General features: G+C 72.6%; 21 protein-coding genes. 11 read left to right on the top strand and 10 right to left on the bottom strand.

Features of this window, described 5'->3' with window-relative positions; genetic code table 11:
* Positions 1-35 precede the first annotated feature (35 nt).
* Together AB0C03_RS25170 and AB0C03_RS25175 are read right to left on the bottom strand one after the other, a co-directional pair.
* The gene (locus AB0C03_RS25170; RefSeq protein ID WP_210863000.1) at positions 36-1,052 is read right to left on the bottom strand and encodes a sensor histidine kinase; all 1,017 of its coding nucleotides are present in this window, start codon (positions 1,050-1,052) and stop codon (positions 36-38) included.
* Positions 1,045-1,740 (bottom strand): response regulator, encoded by a 696-nt coding sequence (locus tag AB0C03_RS25175; protein WP_357639175.1) that lies wholly within the window; start codon positions 1,738-1,740, stop codon positions 1,045-1,047. The genes AB0C03_RS25170 and AB0C03_RS25175 overlap by 8 nt, the downstream gene beginning before the upstream one ends.
* 160 nt (positions 1,741-1,900) lie before the next feature.
* Between AB0C03_RS25175 and AB0C03_RS25180 the strand changes: the two genes are divergently transcribed.
* Positions 1,901-2,980: an NAD-dependent epimerase/dehydratase family protein gene (locus AB0C03_RS25180; protein ID WP_357639178.1), complete on the top strand. Its 1,080-nt coding sequence runs from the start codon at positions 1,901-1,903 to the stop codon at positions 2,978-2,980.
* Here the strand turns inward: AB0C03_RS25180 and AB0C03_RS25185 are convergent.
* Entirely contained in the window at positions 2,952-4,307 is a 1,356-nt protein-coding gene (locus tag AB0C03_RS25185; RefSeq protein ID WP_357639180.1) for a hypothetical protein, read from the bottom strand. The two genes, AB0C03_RS25180 and AB0C03_RS25185, sit on opposite strands and share 29 nt — an antisense overlap.
* Positions 4,308-4,455: 148 nt before the next feature.
* Between AB0C03_RS25185 and AB0C03_RS25190 the strand changes: the two genes are divergently transcribed.
* The 9 genes from AB0C03_RS25190 to AB0C03_RS25230 all read left to right on the top strand — a co-directional run bounded on the left by AB0C03_RS25190 (position 4,456) and on the right by AB0C03_RS25230 (position 12,624).
* Positions 4,456-5,133 (top strand): glycosyltransferase family 2 protein, encoded by a 678-nt coding sequence (locus AB0C03_RS25190; RefSeq protein ID WP_030330775.1) that lies wholly within the window; start codon positions 4,456-4,458, stop codon positions 5,131-5,133.
* Complete coding sequence (locus AB0C03_RS25195; RefSeq protein WP_357639183.1) at positions 5,130-5,810, top strand: TIGR04282 family arsenosugar biosynthesis glycosyltransferase; 681 nt, start codon at positions 5,130-5,132, stop codon at positions 5,808-5,810. Before AB0C03_RS25190 ends, AB0C03_RS25195 begins: the two co-directional genes overlap by 4 nt.
* Complete coding sequence (locus tag AB0C03_RS25200; RefSeq protein ID WP_387218454.1) at positions 5,807-6,520, top strand: class I SAM-dependent methyltransferase; 714 nt, start codon at positions 5,807-5,809, stop codon at positions 6,518-6,520. The genes AB0C03_RS25195 and AB0C03_RS25200 overlap by 4 nt, the downstream gene beginning before the upstream one ends.
* Positions 6,517-7,665 carry a molybdopterin-dependent oxidoreductase gene (locus AB0C03_RS25205; RefSeq protein ID WP_357639186.1) on the top strand — a complete coding sequence of 383 codons (1,149 nt, stop codon included), beginning with the start codon at positions 6,517-6,519 and terminating at the stop codon, positions 7,663-7,665. The genes AB0C03_RS25200 and AB0C03_RS25205 overlap by 4 nt, the downstream gene beginning before the upstream one ends.
* A complete protein-coding gene (locus AB0C03_RS25210; RefSeq protein WP_357639189.1) occupies positions 7,662-8,087 on the top strand; it encodes a hypothetical protein in 426 nt (141 codons plus the stop codon). The genes AB0C03_RS25205 and AB0C03_RS25210 overlap by 4 nt, the downstream gene beginning before the upstream one ends.
* 63 nt (positions 8,088-8,150) lie before the next feature.
* Positions 8,151-8,975, top strand: a complete 825-nt coding sequence (locus AB0C03_RS25215; RefSeq protein WP_210863545.1) for an S-methyl-5'-thioadenosine phosphorylase — start codon at positions 8,151-8,153, stop codon at positions 8,973-8,975.
* 57 nt (positions 8,976-9,032) lie between these two features.
* Positions 9,033-9,596 (top strand): DM13 domain-containing protein, encoded by a 564-nt coding sequence (locus AB0C03_RS25220; protein ID WP_374224187.1) that lies wholly within the window; start codon positions 9,033-9,035, stop codon positions 9,594-9,596.
* A 293-nt stretch (positions 9,597-9,889) separates the two neighbouring features.
* Positions 9,890-11,239, top strand: a complete 1,350-nt coding sequence (locus AB0C03_RS25225; RefSeq protein ID WP_357639192.1) for an RICIN domain-containing protein — start codon at positions 9,890-9,892, stop codon at positions 11,237-11,239.
* A 47-nt stretch (positions 11,240-11,286) separates the two neighbouring features.
* Entirely contained in the window at positions 11,287-12,624 is a 1,338-nt protein-coding gene (locus tag AB0C03_RS25230; protein ID WP_357639195.1) for a ricin-type beta-trefoil lectin domain protein, read from the top strand.
* Between the two features lie 30 nt (positions 12,625-12,654).
* Here the strand turns inward: AB0C03_RS25230 and AB0C03_RS25235 are convergent, their stop codons facing one another.
* From AB0C03_RS25235 to AB0C03_RS25265, 7 genes are all read right to left on the bottom strand, one after another.
* A complete protein-coding gene (locus AB0C03_RS25235) occupies positions 12,655-12,837 on the bottom strand; it encodes a hypothetical protein (RefSeq protein ID WP_357639198.1) in 183 nt (60 codons plus the stop codon).
* A 275-nt stretch (positions 12,838-13,112) separates the two neighbouring features.
* A complete protein-coding gene (locus tag AB0C03_RS25240) occupies positions 13,113-13,862 on the bottom strand; it encodes a cation efflux transmembrane domain-containing protein (protein ID WP_357639201.1) in 750 nt (249 codons plus the stop codon).
* Entirely contained in the window at positions 13,862-14,191 is a 330-nt protein-coding gene (locus AB0C03_RS25245; protein WP_357639204.1) for an ArsR/SmtB family transcription factor, read from the bottom strand. The genes AB0C03_RS25240 and AB0C03_RS25245 overlap by 1 nt, the downstream gene beginning before the upstream one ends.
* A 134-nt stretch (positions 14,192-14,325) precedes the next feature.
* Positions 14,326-14,508 carry a ribonuclease gene (locus tag AB0C03_RS25250; RefSeq protein ID WP_210862610.1) on the bottom strand — a complete coding sequence of 61 codons (183 nt, stop codon included), beginning with the start codon at positions 14,506-14,508 and terminating at the stop codon, positions 14,326-14,328.
* 69 nt (positions 14,509-14,577) lie between these two features.
* On the bottom strand, positions 14,578-15,000 hold the full coding sequence (locus tag AB0C03_RS25255; protein WP_051708306.1) for a VOC family protein: 423 nt from the start codon (positions 14,998-15,000) through the stop codon (positions 14,578-14,580).
* Positions 14,990-16,621, bottom strand: a complete 1,632-nt coding sequence (locus tag AB0C03_RS25260) for a thiamine pyrophosphate-binding protein (RefSeq protein ID WP_357639208.1) — start codon at positions 16,619-16,621, stop codon at positions 14,990-14,992. Before AB0C03_RS25260 ends, AB0C03_RS25255 begins: the two co-directional genes overlap by 11 nt.
* 12 nt (positions 16,622-16,633) lie before the next feature.
* Complete coding sequence (locus AB0C03_RS25265; protein ID WP_210864539.1) at positions 16,634-17,395, bottom strand: cyclase family protein; 762 nt, start codon at positions 17,393-17,395, stop codon at positions 16,634-16,636.
* A 373-nt stretch (positions 17,396-17,768) separates the two neighbouring features.
* On the opposite strand from AB0C03_RS25265, the gene AB0C03_RS25270 reads away from it, so the two are divergent.
* Complete coding sequence (locus tag AB0C03_RS25270) at positions 17,769-18,878, top strand: hypothetical protein (protein ID WP_030330806.1); 1,110 nt, start codon at positions 17,769-17,771, stop codon at positions 18,876-18,878.
* Positions 18,879-19,043 lie beyond the last annotated feature (165 nt).

The raw sequence follows: 19,043 nt of genomic DNA on the forward strand, positions 1-19,043 counted from the left end.
GCGGCTCCGACAGATGGAAAGCCCGCCGTTTCTGCTCAGGCGGTCGCCAGTCGGACCATGAACTGACAGCCGTCGGGGGTGTTGCGTACCTCGACCCGACCTCCATGTGCCTCCACCAGGCCACGAACGATGGCCAGGCCGAGCCCTCCGGACGCCCCACCGTCGCCGGGGCCGGGGGTGCGGGCCGGTTCACCACGGAACGCGATGTCGAACAGCCGGGGCAGGTCGTCCGGGGGAATTCCGCCACAGGTGTCGGCGACCGACAGCCAGGCCTGGTCCTCCTCTCGGCCTGCTTCGATGCGTACGGTGCCGTCGGCCGGGGTGTAGCGGACCGCGTTGAGCAGCAGGTTGGCCACGACCCGAGCCAGTTCGGGTTCGCTCGCGGCGACCGTCGGCCACCCCGACTCGCTGGCGATCAGCTTGATTCGGCGAGCCTCGGCCAGCGGGACGGTGCTGGCCAGCGCGTCCGAGACCACCTCGCCGAGCGGCACCGCCGTCAACGACAACCGCAGCGCTCCCGCGTTGATCCGGGACAGCTCGAACAGGTCGTCGACGAGCCGGGTCATCCGGTCGGTCTCCACGCGGATGCGTCGGTGGTACTCGTCGACAGTGTCCGGATCGCGAACCACCCGATCCTCCAGCGCCTCCGCCATCGCCCGTAGCCCGGCCAGCGGGGTCCGCAGGTCGTGCGAGACCCAGGCGACCAGGTCGCGCCGGCCCTTCTCCAGTTGCCGTTCCCGCTCCCGGGCCTGGTCGCGCCAGACCGCGGCGCGGGCCAGCCGGCGGCCGAAGTGCCCGCCGACGGCGAGACTGACCACCGCCGCCGCCGCGACGGTGATCAGGACAACCTCGCTGTCGTGTGTGGAGAGGAACATCGCCTCCGCGACCGCCATCACCCCGACGGCGACGGCGACAACGGTGGTGGTGAGCAGCACGCTGAGATGCACGGTGATCGAGCTGCGGCGGAGGGCGCGGAGCAGCACCGCTCCGGCGAGCCCGATACCGAGCGCCGCGCCGAGGGCGATCGCGAAGATCAGGAGTACGTCACGCATCGGCCGGCTCGTAGCGGTAGCCGACGCCCCAGACGGTCACGATCCGCTGCGGATCGGCCGGGTTGGTCTCGATCTTCTCCCGCAGTCGGCGTACGTGCACTGTCACTGTCGAGTGGTCCCCGAAGTTCCAGCCCCAGACCTGCTCGAGAAGCTCAGCCCGGTCGAACACCCGGGACGGATGCCGCATGAGGTGGACGAGCAGGTCGAATTCCCGCAGTGTCAGAGCCAGATCGGTGCCCCCGAGGCGGGCGGTTCGGGACGTGGTGTGCACCACCAGGTCGCCGTCGGTGAGCGCCTCCGGCCGCTCGGCTGGCGGGTGACCGCCGGCGCGGCGAAGCACCGACCGGACCCGCAACACCAGTTCCCGGGGAGAGAAGGGCTTGGTGAGGTAGTCGTCAGCGCCGAGTTGCAGCCCGAGGATGCGATCGGCCTCGTCACCGCGGGCGGTCAGCATGACGATCGGTACGCCGTCGGGTCGTACCCGCAACGCCCGGCACACCTCCAGGCCGTTGATCCGGGGCAGCATCAGGTCGAGCACCACCAGGTCGGGTGCGTGACGCTCCACCGCCGCCAGCGCTGCCGCGCCGTCCGCCGCGAGGCTCACCTGGAAGCCGTCGTTCTCGAGGTAACGACGAATGACGTCGCTCACGGTCTGGTCGTCGTCGACCACCAGCACGCGCTGTGTCACGAACCATCCCCGTTCCGACCGGTCGCCGTCGCCCCTCGGATGCCCATCGGCCCAGCGTAGCCATGCACCCGGGCCCGCCCGCACCGGCAAACCTTGCGAGGTTCTTACGGCTGGGCGCGCAGACCCGAGCGGGCCGGCCCGCTGTCATACGGTGACCGGAATGCGGATACTTGTCACCGGTGCGGCCGGGTTCATCGGTTCCCACGTCGCCGACCTGCTCACCGAGGACGGGCACGAGGTGGTGGCCGTGGACGCGTTGCTGCCCGAGGCGCACGGCGCGAGCGCACCGTCCTGGACCGAGCGGCACGACCTGGCGGTCGGTGACGTGCGGGACGTCGAGCTGCTGACCCGGCTGCTGGCCGGCGTCGACGCGGTCTGCCATCAGGCGGCCATGGTCGGCCACGGCCTCGACCCGGCCGACGCCCCCCGGTACGCCGCGCACAACGACCTCGGCACGGCCACCCTCCTCGCCGCGATGCACGCCACCGGGGTACGCCGACTGGTGCTGGCCAGTTCGATGGTCGTCTACGGGGAGGGTCGCTACCACTGCCCCGCCCACGGGGTCGTCCGGCCTACCGGCCGTCGCGCCGCCGACCTGGCCGAGGGCCGCTACGAGCCGACCTGCCCGCGCTGCGACCGGTCGCTCTCCCCCGGTCTCGTGCCCGAGGACGCGCCGTTGGAGCCGCGGAGCACGTACGCCGCCACCAAGCTGGCCCAGGAACACCTCGCCGGCGCGTGGGCCCGGCAGACCGGTGGATCGGTCTGGGCCCTGCGCTACCACAATGTCTACGGTCCGCGAATGCCACGTGACACCCCGTACTCGGGGGTCGCGTCGATCTTCCGGTCGGCCCTGGCCGGCGGGCGACCGCCCCGGGTCCTGGAGGACGGCCGGCAACGGCGCGACTTCGTGCACGTGAGCGATGTGGCCGCCGCCAACCTGCTGGCCCTGACCACACCGGCACCGGATCCGCTGACGCCGGTCAACGTCTGCTCGGGTGAACCGCACACCGTCGGCGACCTGGCCCACGAGCTGGCCGTGGCGATGGGCGGCCCATCGCCGGTCACCGTCGGCGGCGGACGTGCGGCGGACGTGCGGCACGTCGTGGCCGACCCGGCCCGCGCCACCCGGCTGCTCGGCTTCACCGCCCGGGTCGGCTTCGCCGCCGGCATCGCCGACTTCACCACCGCGGTGATGCGGGAGCCGGCGTCGGTCACGACACCGTCCACAGTAGGTGGTTGACGGCGAGGGCGGTGGCGGCCTGGGCCGCCAACCACCACCGGCGGTGGCGGGTGGGCAGGTGCGCGGTGGCGACCAGCAACCAGACGGCGAACGGTAGCCAGATCCGCTCCACCTCGGCCTTGCTGAGCCCGGACAGGTCCGCGGCGAGCACCGCTGCGGCCGCCGCGACGGGCAGCCACACGATGGGTCCGGCGCCGGTGATCCGCCGTCGGAGGGCCGCCGCGCCCGATGGTCGGATCGTCACGGCGGCCACCGCCCGGCGCACCGCCGGCCCGAGCACCGGGCCGGCCGAGAGCAGCAGAGCGGCGAGGTTCGCCCAGACCCAGTAGCCGTACGGACGTTCCGCCGCCCAACCCTGGTAGTAACGACGTGCCACCAGGTGGTAGCCGTCCAGCCACCAGAAGCCGGCGACGGTGAACACGGCGACGACGACCGCGACCGCCGTCGCCGCGACCAGCAGCACACCGGGGCGGTCCCGCGCCCGGAGCAGCACCACCGCCAACGCGAGCAACCCCACCAGGACGAACCCGTACGACAGGTAGAGCGCGAAGCCGAGGAGCAACCCGCCGAGCGCGGCCGCTGGCCGGCCACCCACCGCCAGCAGCGCCAGCCCGGCCGCGACCACCGCGGTGAAGATCCCGTCCGCTGAAGCGCCCACCCAGACCGCCCCCGGGAAGAGCACCAGGAACGGCCACACCGCCCGAGCCGCGTCCTCGACACCGAGCGCCCGCAACGCCACCGGAACCGTCACGGCGACAGTGGCGCCGAGCACCACGCAGGCGAGCCCGGCCGCCGTCCCGCCACCCAGGCCGACCCGCTCCAACCAGACGAAGACCAGCAACGCCCCCGGTGGATGACCGGCGGTGTGGGTGGACCACGAGTCGGGCTGGAAGTCGAGGATCCGGTCGGCGAAGCCGGACAGCAGGACGCCGACATCCGTCACCCCGGGCACCTCGTGCAGATACTCGGCCTGCACGGTGAGCCGCTCGGTCAACCCCGCGGACCAGCCGTCCACCAGGGCCAGCGACAGCGTCCAGAGCACCGCGGCGAGGTAGCCGACGACCAGCAGCCGATGCCACGGCAGGTCGGTTGCCCAGCGCGTGCCCCGCCAGACGACCAGCGCGGCGACGAGCAGCGCGGCGGGGGTGCCGGGCCCCAGGTGCGGCTGCCAGGAGGCGTAGAGCGGCGCCGTGTCGGCGTGCAGCCGTACGCCCTGGTGGTTGAGCAGCGCGCCGACGCAGACGGCAACGGCGAGCAGTGCCACCTCGGCACCGAGGACGATCAGGTCGGCGGACCGGGGTCGTCCCGGCCGGGTCATCATGGTCATGGTGACGGCCGACGGTACGACCTGCGACCAGGCAACCGACAGCCAGACGGCGAGACGTCAGAGAGTCGTAAGGAGTCGTTGGCGGGTAAGCGATTCGTAAGGAGCCACAGCGCTCCGGACCGCCCGTGGCGGGCCTAGCGTCGCCGGTATGCACACAACGATCGACGTGGTGCTGCCCTGTCTGGACGAGGCGGCCGCGCTCCCTGCCGTACTGGGCGGGCTACCGTCCGGCTACCGCGCCATCGTGGTCGACAACGGCTCCACTGACGGTTCGCCGGCCGTCGCCGCCGAGCACGGCGCCCAGGTTGTCCACGAACCGCGACGCGGGTACGGCGCGGCAGTGCACACCGGTCTGCTGGCGGCGCGGGCGGAGCTGGTCTGCGTGCTCGACGCGGACGGCTCGTTCGATCCGGCCGAGTTGCCCCGGCTCGTCGCGGCGGTGCTCGACGGTCGGGCCGATCTCGCCGTCGGGCGGCGTCGGCCGGTCTCGGCGGACGCCTGGCCGTGGCATGCCCGCACCGGGAACGCGCTGGTCGCCGCGCTGCTGCGGCGTCGTGGCGTGCCGGTGTCCGACATCAGCCCGATCCGGGTGGCCCGCCGGGCGGCGCTGCTGGGGCTCGGCGTCAACGACCGCGCGTTCGGCTACCCCTTGGAGCTGCTGCTCCGCGCGGCCGGGGCGGGCTGGCGGATCATCGAACTGGACGTGGGGTACGCACCCCGGGCCGTCGGCACCAGATCGAAGGTCTCCGGGTCGGTCCGGGGCACGTTACGGGCGACCCGGGACTTCGCCGGGGTGCTGCGCGCGGACGCCGGCGGTGCCCGGTGAACGTCCTGCTCGTGGTCGCGAAGGCACCGGTTGCCGGGCTGGCCAAGACGCGCCTCTGCCCGCCCGCTGATCCCACCCAGGCGGCCCGGGTCGCGGCGGCGTCGCTGTTGGACACCCTCGCGGTGGTGCGCGCCACCGCGTCGACCATTCCCGTGCTGGCCCACACCGGTCGGTTCGCCGACGCCGAGTACGGCGCGGAACTGACCGCCGCGTTGCGGGGTTGGCACCTGCTCGACCAGCGCGGCGGCACGTTCGCCGACCGCCTCGCGAACGCCCACGCCGACACCGCCGAGGCGTTTCCCGGCCGACCGGTGCTGCAGATCGGCATGGACACGCCGCAGATCCGCCCGGCCCTGCTCAGCACCGCGCTGCAGCGGCTCGCCACGCACGAGGCGGTGTTCGGGCCGGCGCTCGACGGCGGTTGGTGGGCACTCGGGCTGCGCGACCCGTCGTACGCGAGCGCGTTGCGCGAGGTTCCCATGTCGACGGCGGACACCGGTCGCCGCACCCTCACCGCTCTGCGCGGGCGCGGTCTGCACCCGGCGATCCTGCCCGTTCAGCGCGATGTCGACGAGTGGTCGGCAGCGCTGGCGGTCGCGGCCGACCTGCCCGGCACCCGGTTCGCGGAGGCCGTCGGGTCGGTGGGCGGCCACCTGACGAGCGGACGCCCCCGGTGAACGCGACGATCAGCCTCGACGGTTTCGACGTGGCGCTGGGCCGGCCCGACGGGTGGCCCGCCGACAGTGACCCGGGCGGTACCCCGGTCGGCCCGCTGCCCGCGGCCCGACCCGAGCACTGGCTGGTGCACACCGACGGGCGGCGTGACCTGTTGCCGGTGCGGCGCTGGCACGGCCCGCCCGAACCGGCGGTCGAGTCCGTCGCCGCCCGCTGCACCGGACCCACGATCGATCTCGGCTGCGGCCCCGGCCGGTTGACCAGGGCGCTCGCCCAGCGAGGTCTCGTCGCCCTCGGTGTGGACATCTCCGCCGAGGCGGTACGCCTCACCCAGGGCCGGGGCGTGATCGCCCTGCGCCGGGACGTCTTCGCGCCACTGCCCGGCGAGGGGAGATGGGCACACGCCCTGCTCATCGACGGCAACATCGGCATCGGTGGTGACCCGGTCCGACTGCTGCGCCGCTGCGGCGCCCTGATCGCGGCCGACGGAACACTGATGGTGGAGGTGGAACCCCCGGGCGCCGGGCTGTGGCGGGGACAGGCGTACGTCCTGTCCGGGCGCTCCGGTGAACGGGAGCTGCGGGGGTCGGCGTTTCGGTGGGCGCGGGTCGGGGCGGAGGCGGTGGCGCGTACCGCCGACGCCGCCGGCCTGCGGGTCGCGGACCGTTTCCGGTGCGGCCCCCGCTGGTTCGCCGAGCTGGCCCGCGCATGATCCGCCGAGCACGCATCCCCGCGCCGGAGGACTTCACCGCGTCGTCACACTCCCCGCTGGTCGCCGCCCGGCTCGGCCTCTGGCTCGGGGTGGCGTTCGGGCTGTGTTTCGGCACCGGGCTGCTCAGCCACTACATCCAGCACCCACCGGGCTGGTTCAGCTGGCCGACCCGACCGGTCAACCTCTACCGGATCACGCAGGGCGTGCACGTGCTCTCCGGTGTCGCGGCGATCCCGTTGCTGCTGGCCAAGCTGTGGAGCGTCTACCCGCGACTGTTCGTCCGTCCGCCAGTGCGCCAGCCGATCCGGCTCTCCGCCCACGCCCTCGAACGGATCTCCGTCCTGGTGCTGGTGTGCGCCGCGTTCTTCGAACTGGTCACCGGCCTGTTCAACGTCGCCCAGTCGTACCCGTGGGGGTTCTTCTTCCCGACGGCGCACTACGCGGTCGCCTGGTTGGTGGCGGGCGCGGTGCTGCTGCACGTCGCGGTGAAGCTTCCGGTCGCCCGCGCGGCGCTGAAGACGCCGCTGCGGCGCGGTGCCCCGGCACCCGGGCCTGACGACTCGGTCGAGCGACGCGCGTTCCTGCGGACGTCGGCGGGGGCCGCCGGCATCGCCGTGCTGGCCACCGCCGGGGTCACCGTGCCGTGGCTGCGTCGGGTGTCGCCGTTGGCGTGGCGCTCCGCCGCCGGGCCGCAGGGCGTTCCGATCAACCGGACGGCGGCGGCCGCGCGCATCGTCGTTCCACCGGACTGGCGACTGGAGATCGTCTGGCCGGGTGGACGACGCACAGTGTCCCTGCCCGAGCTGGCGGCCCTGCCCCAACGCACGGCGCACCTGCCGATCGCCTGCGTCGAGGGTTGGAGCGCCTCGGCCCACTGGACCGGCGTGCCCGTCGTGCAGTTGCTCCGGTGGGCCGGCGCGCCCACCGGCCGACCGGTTCGGTTCACCTCACTGGAAACCGAGGGCCTGTACGCGGCGAGCACGCTCCCCGCCGTCCACGCCAGCGACCCGCTGACACTGCTCGCGCTGAGAATCAACGGCGAACAACTCTCCCCCGACCACGGTTACCCCTGCCGGCTCATCGCCCCGAGCCGCCCTGGCGTCCTGCAGACCAAGTGGGTGGCCCGGCTGGAGGTGTGGCGGTGAGGGCCGTCCGGCTGCTCCTGTTCGTGCTCGGCGCCGCGGCCACGGCGTACGGCGGTTGGCTGCTGCTCCCCCAGCTCGGCACCGCCCTGCCGTGGCTGATCGGCGGCCCGGCGCTGCACGACGTCCTGGTGGCACCGCTGGTCGGGCTCGTCGGGTTGGCGCTGGGCCCCCTGGTGACCGACCGGCGACGCCGGGCCTGGATCGCCGCCGGCCTGCTGGCCAGCGCCACGTTGCTGCTGATCGCGGTGCCGCTGCTGTGGCGACCGCCGTCGGCGCCGCCGAACCCGGGCCTGCCGGACCGCGACTACCCGCTGGGGCTCGCCGTCGGGCTGGCTGTCGTCTGGGCCGCGATCGCGATCGTGCTGGTCGTCGCCACCGCTGTCGACCGGCGCGTCACGCATCGACGAAGCGACAGTCGCTGAACCCGCCCCACGTGTTTCTGCCATCCGTCGCCCAGGAGGGTCACCCCCATGTCTACAGCAGAGATCAGCCCGACCGATGGCGCGCCGGTCGGCGTGATCGGCGGTTCCGGTTTCTACGAGTTCCTCGACGACGTCGCCGAGGTCACCGTCGACACACCGTACGGAGCGCCCAGCGACCTGCTGTCCGTCGGGAGTCTCGCCGGACGGCCGGTGGTGTTCCTGCCCCGCCACGGACGCCGGCACACGCTCCCTCCTCAGCGCATCAACTACCGGGCCAACCTGTGGGCGCTGCGCGCACTCGGCGTCCGCCAGGTGCTCGCGCCGGGCGCCGTGGGCGGTCTGCGCCCGGAGTTGGGCCCCGGCACCCTCGTCGTACCGGACCAACTGGTCGACCGGACCAGCGGCCGCGAGCAGACCTACTACGACGGACGGGCCGGCGCGGACGGGCAACTCCCCCCGGTCGTGCACGTGCCCTTCGCCGACCCCTACTGTCCGGTCGGGCGGGCCACGGTGGTGGACGCCGCCCGCACCACCGGTTGGCGGCCGGTCGACGGCGGCACCATGGTCGTCATCGAGGGGCCCCGGTTCTCCACCCGCGCCGAATCGCAGTGGTACGGCCGGGAGGGCTGGTCGGTCGTCGGCATGACCGGTCATCCCGAGGCGGTGCTGGCACGTGAGCTGGCACTGTGTTACACCGCGCTGTCACTGGTGACCGACCTCGACTCGGGCGTCGAGGTCGGCCAGGGGGTGACGCAGCAGGAGGTGTTCACCGTCTTCGCCCGGAACGTCGATCGGCTGCGCGTCCTGCTCGGCGAGGCGGTGAGACTGTTGCCGGCGGGCCAGGGGGCGTGCCCGTGCGGCCAGGCTCTGGCGGATACCCCGTCGTAAGAGTTCCGAAAGGGTTCGCGACGCGTTCGACGACATGCGCGGCCGTACGCTGCGGGGGTGGGAAAACGGATGTTCCGGTCGCCGGTGGTCCGGGCTGGTCTCGCCGCAGCTGTCGTCGTGGCGGCGCTGGCCCTCTACTGGTTCCAGCCGTGGAAGCTGGTCACCGACACCTACGTCGACGAGGCGTTGCCCGGGGTGACGCCGGCATCGGCCACCCCGATCCCGTCGTCCCCGGCCCCCGCGGCCTCGGCAGCCGCCCCGGCGGCGAACGAGATCCTGACCGTCGGCGAGTTCGTCACCCATGAGCACCGCACGACCGGCACGGCCGAGATCCACCGGCGCGCCGACGGGCGCCACCAGCTCGTCATTCGGGAGCTGAACACGTCGAACGGTCCAGACCTGCGGGTGTGGCTGACCGACCAACCCGTCCTGCCGGGCACTGCCGGCTGGCGGGTGTTCGACGACGGCGAATGGGTCGAGCTGGCCAGGCTCAAGGGCAACAAGGGCAACCAGGTGTACGAGCTACCAGCCTCGGTTGATCCACGCGACTTCCGGAGCGTCTCCATCTGGTGCAAGCGATTCGCGGTCTCGTTCGGCGCGGCCGAGCTCACGCGCGCCTGACCGCTGTCACCGCAGGCGCAACACACCGGACACGGCATTGACATCTTTCACTGTCCGTTCTAGCGTCTGAGCGAATCGATTCGACGGCCGACTGGTCCCGCGTGGGCGGCGAGACCACTGGCGGAAACCTGTGTCGATGAGCCGGCCGGGGGTCCCGTGGACACATCACATCCGCTGGGTTTCTTCCGGGGCGAACGCGGTCGGCGCGGGTGACCCGGTCTGTCGTGGCGGTGTGCGGGTGGCCCCGCGGACCCCCTTTCCATCAGTTCGTGCCGAGTGGCGGGAGCCCCTTCATGACAAGACGTAGACCCATCCTTGGTCTTCTTGCGACGGCGGCGGCCGTCGTCGTGACCGTCAGCGCGGCGGCGCTCGCCGGTGGCGTGCGCACCACGGCGTCGGCGGCGGAGATCGGAGCAGCCGCGGCGACCGCCGGGTGCGGCAAGGCCCCCACGTTGACCAGCGGCCAACGGTCCATCCAGAGCAGCGGCCAGAACCGCAGTTTCATCCTGAGGATCCCGGACAACTACGACCGCAACCACGCGTACCGGTTGATCTTCGGATTCCACTGGAACGGCGGCACCGCCAACGACGTCGACGGCGGCGGGTCCGACGGGGCGGCCTGGTCCTACTACGGGCTGCGGCAGCAGGCCAACAACAGCACCATCTTCGTCGCCCCGCAGGGCAACGGCAACGGCTGGGCCAACCCCGGCGGCCAGGACGTCACCTTCGTCGACGACATGATCAGGGTGATCGAGGCGGACCTCTGTGTCGACACCACGCAACGCTTCGCGCTCGGCTTCAGCTACGGCGGCGGCATGAGCTACTCCCTCGCCTGTTCCCGGCCCACCGTCTTCCGCGCTGTCGCGGTCTACTCCGGCGGGCAGCTCAGCGGATGCGGTGGCGGCACCCAGCCGGTCGCGTACATGGGAATCCATGGCATCGGGGACCCGGTGCTCAACGTGTCCGCCGGACGGTCGCTGCGCGACACGTTCGTGCGCAACAACGGGTGCACCGCACAGAACCCACCCGAGCCGAGGGCGGGCAGCCTGACCCACATCACCACCACCTACTCCGGCTGCCGGGCCGGCTATCCGGTGGTCTGGGCCGCCTTCGACGGCGGGCACACCCCCGGCCCGGTGGACGGCGGCGGGGACAGCGGCGCCAGGACCTGGACCAAGGGCGAGGTGTGGAAGTTCTTCACCCAGTTCGGTAGCACCGACCCCACCACGCCACCGCCGACCACCCCGCCGCCGAGCGGCACGTCGGCCCTGCGCAACACGTCCTCCGGACGGTGCCTGGACGTCAACGGCGCCTCACAGACCAACGGCGCGGCGGCGATCATCTGGGACTGCCACGGCCAGAGCAACCAGAGCTGGACCTCGACCGCCGCCCAGGAGCTGCGCGTCTTCGGCGGCAAGTGCCTCGACGTCAACGGCGCCGGCACCGCGAACGGCAGCTCGGTGATCATCTGGGACTGCAACGGCCAGTCCAACCAGAAGTGGCGGCTCAACGCCGACGGCTCGATCACCGGGGTTGGTTCGGGCCGGTGCCTGGACACGGTCGGCAACGGCACGGCCAACGGCACGCGCATCCAGATCTGGGACTGCACCGGCGCGGCCAACCAACGATGGAGCCGGAGCTGAGCCCGGTGACGTTCCCGATGCTCACCCACGCACAAGGAGACTCAGTCGTGCCACTTCGCAAACACACCACGCCCTGGCCGGGGGCAGTCCTGGCCGTCCTGGTTCTGATCGCCGTCGGCATGTACGTCGTCACGACCGTCGCACCGGCGGCCGCGGCCACCACTGCCGGCTGCGGCAAGGCACCCGGGCTGACCAGTGGCACCCACACCATCCAGAGCAGCGGAAAGAGCCGCAGCTTCATCCTTCGGTTGCCGGACAACTACAACAACACCTATGCCCACCGGCTGGCCTTCGGGTTCCACTGGTTGGGCGGCACCGCCAACCAGGTCGCCTCGGGCGGCACCGACGGGGCCGCCTGGGCCTACTACGGCATGCTCTCGCAGGCCAACAACAGCACGATCTTCGTCGCCCCGCAGGGCCTCAACAACGGCTGGGGCAACACCAACGGTGAAGACGTGACCTTCACCGACGACATGATCCGTGTGATCGACAACGCCCTCTGCGTCGACACCACCCAACGTTTCTCGGTCGGCTTCAGCTACGGCGGCGCGATGAGCTACTCGTTGGCGTGCTCCCGCCCGACGGTGTTCCGGGCGGTCGCCGCAATCGCCGCCCCGGGAGCGATCAGCGGATGCAGCGGCGGCACCCAACCGGTGGCGTACCTGGGGATTCACGGCATCAACGACAACATCGCCAGCGGACGGTCGCTGCGTGACAGGTTCGTCCGGAACAACGGCTGCGCCGCGCAGACCCCGCCGGAGCCGAGGGCGGGCAGCCTGACCCACATCACCACTGCCTACTCCTGCCAACCCGGATACCCGGTGCTCTGGGCGGCGTTCGACGGCGGCCACCAGCAGGGTCCGGTGGACGGGTGCGCCGGCTGCGAGAGCGGCGCGCGGAGCTGGGTCAAGCAGGAGGTGTGGCGGTTCTTCACCCAGTTCGGCTCCGACGTGCCGCCCACCACTCCCCCGCCGACGACCCCACCGGCCGGCCAGCAGAACGTGCTGATCGCGGGCGGGCAGTCCGGCCGGTGCATCGACATCCCCAACTCCAGCACCAGCAACGGCGTCCGCCCGCAACTGTGGGACTGCCACGGTGGGACCAACCAACGGTGGACCCACACCGCCAACCGCACCCTGACCGTCTACGGCAACAAGTGCCTGGACGCCAGCGGAGCGGGCAGCAGCAACGGCACCGCGGTGATCATCTGGGACTGCAACGGCCAAGCCAACCAGCAGTGGAACGTGAACGCCAACGGCACCATCACCGGAGCCCAGTCGGGGCTGTGCCTCGACGCCATCGGTTCCGGCACCGCCAACGGGACGCAACTTCACCTCTGGGCCTGCCACGGCGGCGCCAACCAGCAGTGGAGCACGCGCACCTAGGGACTGTTTCCTAGGGGCGGGCGGGCCCGGTCAGCGCCACCGGACCGGGCCCGCGTCGGCCCGGATCCGGAACAGTGCGTACGGCTTGCGCCGCAGGTCTTGCCCGGGTTGGCACGTCGCCTGGTGGTGCGGTTGGTTGGCGGTGACGTACCGGTGCCCGTCGGCGGCCCCGGACATGGTGTCGGGACCCAGCAGCCGAGGGTCGTGGACCACCGTCTCGTCATCGTCGTCGGTCGCTTTCCAAGCCGGCGGAGCCGGGGCGGCGGCTCACGCCAGCCCGGACGCTTCGGGTTGGCGTGGCATGGGCAATCCGTTACCGGTTGGTTCGCCACACCTGGCGGTCACCCGGTGTGTGCCGGGGCTCTTCGACGCGATGCTGGAGGCGGCCTCGGCAGCGGCCCATGAACACAACGCTGAAATCGACCACCACCGGGCGCGGATCCGGTGCGGTCTCCGCGAGGCGGACGGCCCGGCCGAGGGCCACCCGGTCATGTCGCATCGGTCGTGCAGCAGGAGCAGCCGGGCCCGCACCCACACGCGCCGGCATCGCTGTCGCCGGGCCCACCGGCCGCGGTGTCGGTCGGAGGGGTGGTCAGCGGGGCGACGCAGCAGGCATCGCCGCGCCACGCCTCCCGGCCTTCCTTGGCGGCGACGGCGGCGATCACCAGCGCGGCGATCGGGTCGGCCCAGGCCCAGCCGAACAGGCTGTTGACCCCGAGACCGACGAGCAGGACCGCGGACAGGTACGTGCACAGCAGGGTCTGCTTGGAGTCGGCGACCGCAGAGCGGGAGCCGAGTTCCCGGCCGGCGCGGCGCTGGGCGTACGAGAGCACTGGCATGATCGCCAGCGACAGCGCCGCGAGCACGAGGCCGGTGCGGGAGTGTTCGGCGTCGGGGCCGCCGGCCAACGCCCGTACCGACTCCACCGTCACGTAGATGGCGAGTGCGAAGAACGACACCGCGATGACCCGCAGCGCGACCTTTTCCCGGGCCTGCGGGTCGGGGCCGACGAACTGCCAGGCCACCGCCGCCGCAGAGGACACCTCGATGATCGAGTCAAGGCCGAAGCCGATCAGCGCGGTCGACGACGCCATGGTGCCGGCGGTGATCGCCACCACCGCCTCGATGACGTTGTAGGTGATCGTGGCCGCGACCAGCAGCCGCACCCGGCGGGCGAGGACCTGGTGGCGGTCCGACGACGGCCCCGCGGGTGTCACGGTTCTCAGGGGCAGGGTCATCAGCAGCAACCCTTCTCAGCGGAGTCCGGGCACACGGCCGGGTCGACCGCCAAGACGAGGCCGAGCAGGTCGGCCAGGGCATGTGCCAGGCGAACGTCGGCCAACTCGTAGCGGGTCCGGCGGCCCTGCGGCACCGCGACCACCAGCCCGCAGCCACGCAGGCACGACAGGTGGTTCGACAGGTTCTGCCGGGTCGTGCCCAGCAGGTCGGCCAACTCGGCCGGATAGCCGGGCCCCTCCCGCAGCGCCAGCAGGAGCCGCGCCCGGGTCGGATCGGACAGGGCGTGGCCGAAGCGGGCCAGTACCTGCCCGTGCGTCAACGCCTCCATTCCGCAGATAGTACAGCCGAGGCTGTATCAAGCCGAGTAGCGTGCTCAGCCTTCCACGCCGGGGGCGGCGCCCAGGCCCGCGACGTGTCGGTGGCGTAGGCGCCCGCCAACCGGTCCCCACACGCGCACCGGCTTTACTCCTCCGGGACGCGCGGGCCGACCTCGCCCCGCCTGAGGTGCTCCGCGTTGCGGTCGGCCTCATCGTCGGCGTGCGTGGCACCGGCGCCGGGGTCCGTCGTCCGACGCCCCTCGGCGTCCTGGTACACCGCACCGGTTTCGAGGGCTCGCTCCTGCTGACTCTGCTCGGGCGTCGTCATGGATTCCCACCTACCCTCGGGATCGGTCAGCAAACGGCCCCGCCGGATCGACAGGCCCCGATCATGGCGTCAGGCGACGCAGAACTCGTTGCCCTCCGGGTCGAGCATGACGACGTGCCCGAGGACCTCGCCGTACCACTCCTCCCGGACCACCGTCGCGCCGGCGGCGACCAGGTCGGGCACTTTCCGCCGGATCAACCGCGCGCGCTCGGCCTCGTCCCCGAAGCCCGGGCCGGCCACGCGGATGTCGATGTGCATCCGGTTCTTGGCCGACTTCCGCTCGGGGACCCTGAGGAAGGCGATGGCGGGGCCCCGACCGTCCGGATCGACGATGGACGCGTTGTCCGGCTCGTCGAAACCGGGTTCCTTGACGTACCCGAGGGCCAACGCCCAGAAGGCGGCGATCCGCTGCGGATCGTCGGCGTCGCATCCCAGCGTCCAGAAGGTGGCCACCGCGCCACCGTACGCGGGCGGTGCCGGCTCAGTGGCCACGGAACGCCTCCTGCAACCACCAGGAGCCGCCCGCCGCGCAGACCTTGGCGTCGATCACCAGCGGTCGGGTACGGGGACCGGCGAGCCACCGGCGTACCGGCCCGAGATCGTCGACGGTCCGGACGGTCAGTCCGTCGCAGCCGTAGCCACGGGCGATCGCGGCCAGGTCGGTCTCCGGGAAGGTGACAGTGTCCAACGGGTGCCCGTCCGGGCCGAAGTGGTGCACCTCGGCGCCGTACGCCGCGTCGTCGTAGATCACCACGAGCAGGGGCAGCGCCAGCCGGACGGCGGTGACCAGTTCGGTAGCGGACATGACGAAGCCACCGTCGCCGACCGCCGCGACGGTGAGCCGGTCCGGCCGGGCGACAGCCGCGCCGAGCGCACTGGCCAGACCGAGCCCGACCGACTGGAACGCCTGGGTGAAACAGAACCCGGCCACGTCCGGTACGTCCAGCCACATCGACGGGTAGCCCATGAAGTTGCCCGAGTCGACCACCACCGTGCGGTCGGGCGGCAGCAGGTCGTCCAGGGCGGCCGAGAGGGTCCTCGGGTCGATGGTCGCGGCGTCACTCTCGTCCCGGTACGGGACCGTCCGCCACCGGCCGTGGTCGCGGATCCGCTGGGCAAGCGCCGGCGTACGCCAACCGGCGTCCGTAGTCCCGGTGATGTCGGCGTCCAGTCGACCGAGCACCGCCTCGGCGACCGCCGTCACGTCGCCGGCCACCGTCAGGTCGACCGGGCGGTTCACCCCGAACGCGGCCGGGTCACTGTCGACCTGGACGACGACGGCGCCGGGCGGGATCAGTTCGCCGTGCCGGGTGGTCCACATGTTCAGCGTGCTGCCCCACGCGACGACCAGGTCCGCCGCGCCGATCAGCTCGGCGGCGAGAGGGGTGGCGAAGCCGCCGGCCACGTCGAGGTTCCACTGGTTCCCGGCGAACAGTCCCTTGGCCGCTGCCGAGACCGCGAGCAGCGCGCCGCACGCGTCGGCGAGCCGGGTCAGCGGTGCCCGGGCACCCCGGGCACCCCGACCAGCGATGAAGACCGGTCGGCGGGCGGCCTGGAGCGCGGCCAGCAACGGCTCGACCTGCGGGACGGCGCTCGGGGTCGGCGCGACCACGGGGACCGGACCGGACCACGGTTCGGTCGCCGCGTTCTGCACCTGCAACGGCAGGCCCAGCACCACCGTCGCACCCCGGGCGGCGGCCCGGTACGCCGCGCCCGCGTCCTCGGCCGCGTGCGTCGCGCGTACCCGGTGGAAGTCGGCCCCGACCGCGGCGGCGAGTGCCGGCAGGTCGATGAAGAAGTTCGACAGCGGTGCGGTGGCCTCCGGAGCCAGGACGACCATCGGGGTACGGCTCTTCGCGGCCTCGGTGAGGCCGGTCAGCGCGTTGGTGACGCCCGGACCCTGGTGCACCGAGAGGACAGCCACCCGCCCGCAGGTGCGCGCGTACCCGTCGGCCATGCTCGCCGCGCCACCCTCGTGGGCGGCCCCCACGAACCGGGCACCGGCCGCCACGAGGGCGTTCGTGACGTGGAAGTTGCCGCTGCCGACCACCCCGAAGACGTGCCGTACGCCGTGTCCGTGCAGGACCCGCCCGACCACCTCGGCTACCCGCATCGGTGGCCCGGCCTAGCGTTCGACCAGCGCGAGGACCCGGCACGGGCTGCCGGAGCCGGAGACGATCGGCAGCGGGCCGGCGATCACCACCGCGCCGGTGGTCGGCAACTGCCCCAGGTTGCGGAGCTGGGTCAGACCGTACTTGTCCTGGCCGAGCAGGAACGAGTGGCACGGGAACGGCGGGTCGAACGAGTGCGCGGCGCCCGCGTCGGTCCCGACCGTCTCCACCCCGACGCCACGGATCGGTGACTCCTCGGCCAGCCAGCGGGCGCACTCCACGGAGATGCCCGGGGTACGCCCGTCGTTGGCGTACCGCTGCGGATCGTCGCCGTACGCGTCCCAGCCGGTGCGGTAGAGCAGCCAGCCACCGGTGGGCAGGGGCCCGTGTTCCGCCTCCCACGCCCTGACGTGCTCCACCTGAAGCAGGAAGTCGGGGTTGTCGGCGGCGTCGGAGGAGTGGTCGATCACCACCGCCGGGGCGATCAACTGACTCACCGGGACCTGCGACACGTCGGCGCCGTGCTGACCGCTGACCCAGTGCACCGGGGCGTCGAAGTGGGTGCCGGTGTGCTCGCCGGTGGAGAAGTTGTTCCAGTACCAGGCCGGGCCCCTGTCGTCGTACCGGCTGATCTCGCTGAGCTGGAACGGCCAGGTCTGGCCGAACTGCTCGGGCAGACCCAGGATCGGAGTCTGGTCGGACAGCGGAGCGGTGAGGTCGACAACCTGGATCCGGCCGCTGGAAAGAGCGGCGACAAACTCCTGCAGCACCGTCATGCGGCGACGGTACACCCGCCCGCGTTCCACGATGGACCGTCGCGCGGTGCCCGCTGGCGTGTTGCCGCCGAACAGCCGGTTGACCGTCACACGGGAGCGGGCGGGGACCCGACGCCCTGAGCAATCAGTCAGATTGTTGTCACCGGCGCCGGCCCGGACTGCCCCGAAACCGCCCGATAACCGGGCCTGCGTCGCTGCGGGCAGGACACGTCACCGGATGCGGCTAGGTAAGCGCATCGCTACGATGGGTCAGCAATCCAGAGGAAGGGGTCGTGCCCGCGTGCGAAGTCCCGTCAACGGAACCGCGCCGGCGTCTGCGCCGGGCCGATCTGCGCCGCTTGCCGCTGACCGGCTGCGCAGCATCGCCCGGCGGATGGTGCTGATCGCGGTCGCCGTCGGGGCCGGCTTCGTCGTGGCCGCCCTGTTCCAGGGGCCGGCCGCCGCCGACGGTACGCACAGCGGGACCGGCGCTGAGCCGCAACGGAAGCTCGGCCGTCTGGTCGAGCCGGTCGTGCGGCTGACGGTCGCGCAGCGCCCCGATGAGGAACGCCAGCGGGCCACACGTGCCGACGAGCGCCGCCGCGACCGGCCGCGCGCCCCGCTGGCCGGGCTCGTCGGTGACATCGTCGCTCCCCGCGAGCAGACACCCACCACGCAGCCTCGACGCGGGCCGGACGCATCGCCCGCGTCCGTGCCGCCGCCCCGGGCCGACGCGTCCGTCCCACCCGACGCGGCAGAGCCCGACACGCTCCAGCCGGCCCCGGTCGCTCGCGCGGCCCATCGGGCAGCTCATCGTGCCGAGCCGCCGCGCTCTGCCGCTGGCGCACCGCGACCGCCGGCCACCGCCGTCCCCGACCTGCCGGCCACCGCCGTCCCCGACCTGCCCACGCTGTACGTGCCAGGTGATTCGCCGGTGGTGGGCCTGATCACCGCCCCGCTGCCGTACGTCGTCGACACCGTCCACGCGGTGCCGATCCGCCCCCTCGTCACGGCGCTCCTGCACGTCGTCGACGCCGTGCTACCACCGGCTCTCGACACGGTGGTCGTTCCCGCGGCGACACCTCCGCCGCCCGTTCCGCCGGCGCTCGGGGCGGGTGCGGTCGCGGTGACCGACCCGGCTCCCGTACCGACAGTCCCGACGCCACCGGCGGATCCGCCGGTGCCCCCCGCGCCCGCCGCGGCGCCGCCGGCACCGGCCGCGCCAGCGCAAATGTCTGTCGTCGGCCCCGCACCGCCCACCGCCTCGACGACGGGGCACCGGGCCGCGCCACGGGAGCCGGTGGACGCCGCGAGCGAATTCTCGGGCCAACCCGTCATGCCCGTCGACCAGGACGCCGCCGGTGTCGACGACCGATCGAAACCCGGGCCGGGGCTGGCCCGGCCGGTGGACCGGCAGTCGCACAGCGGTGCTGCGCAGCCCGGCGATCTCGTGCCGCTCCTGGTCGAGAGCCGCACTCCGGCGGCGATCGCCCGCCCGGGCTGAGGGCGGGTCGACCGACCTCGGTGGCGGGCCCCACGGCCCGCTCCACCCGCCGGCCGGTCGATCGGTGCCCGCGCCCGTCCACACCGACGGCGCCGCGGGCCGCTGCCTGCCCGTCTGTCGCGCACGACCGCCCTGATCAACCCGTGGACGCTCCGGGATCGGTGG

Source organism: Micromonospora parva, assembly GCF_040649675.1.
GTDB classification, from domain to species: Bacteria; Actinomycetota; Actinomycetes; order Mycobacteriales; family Micromonosporaceae; genus Micromonospora; species Micromonospora parva.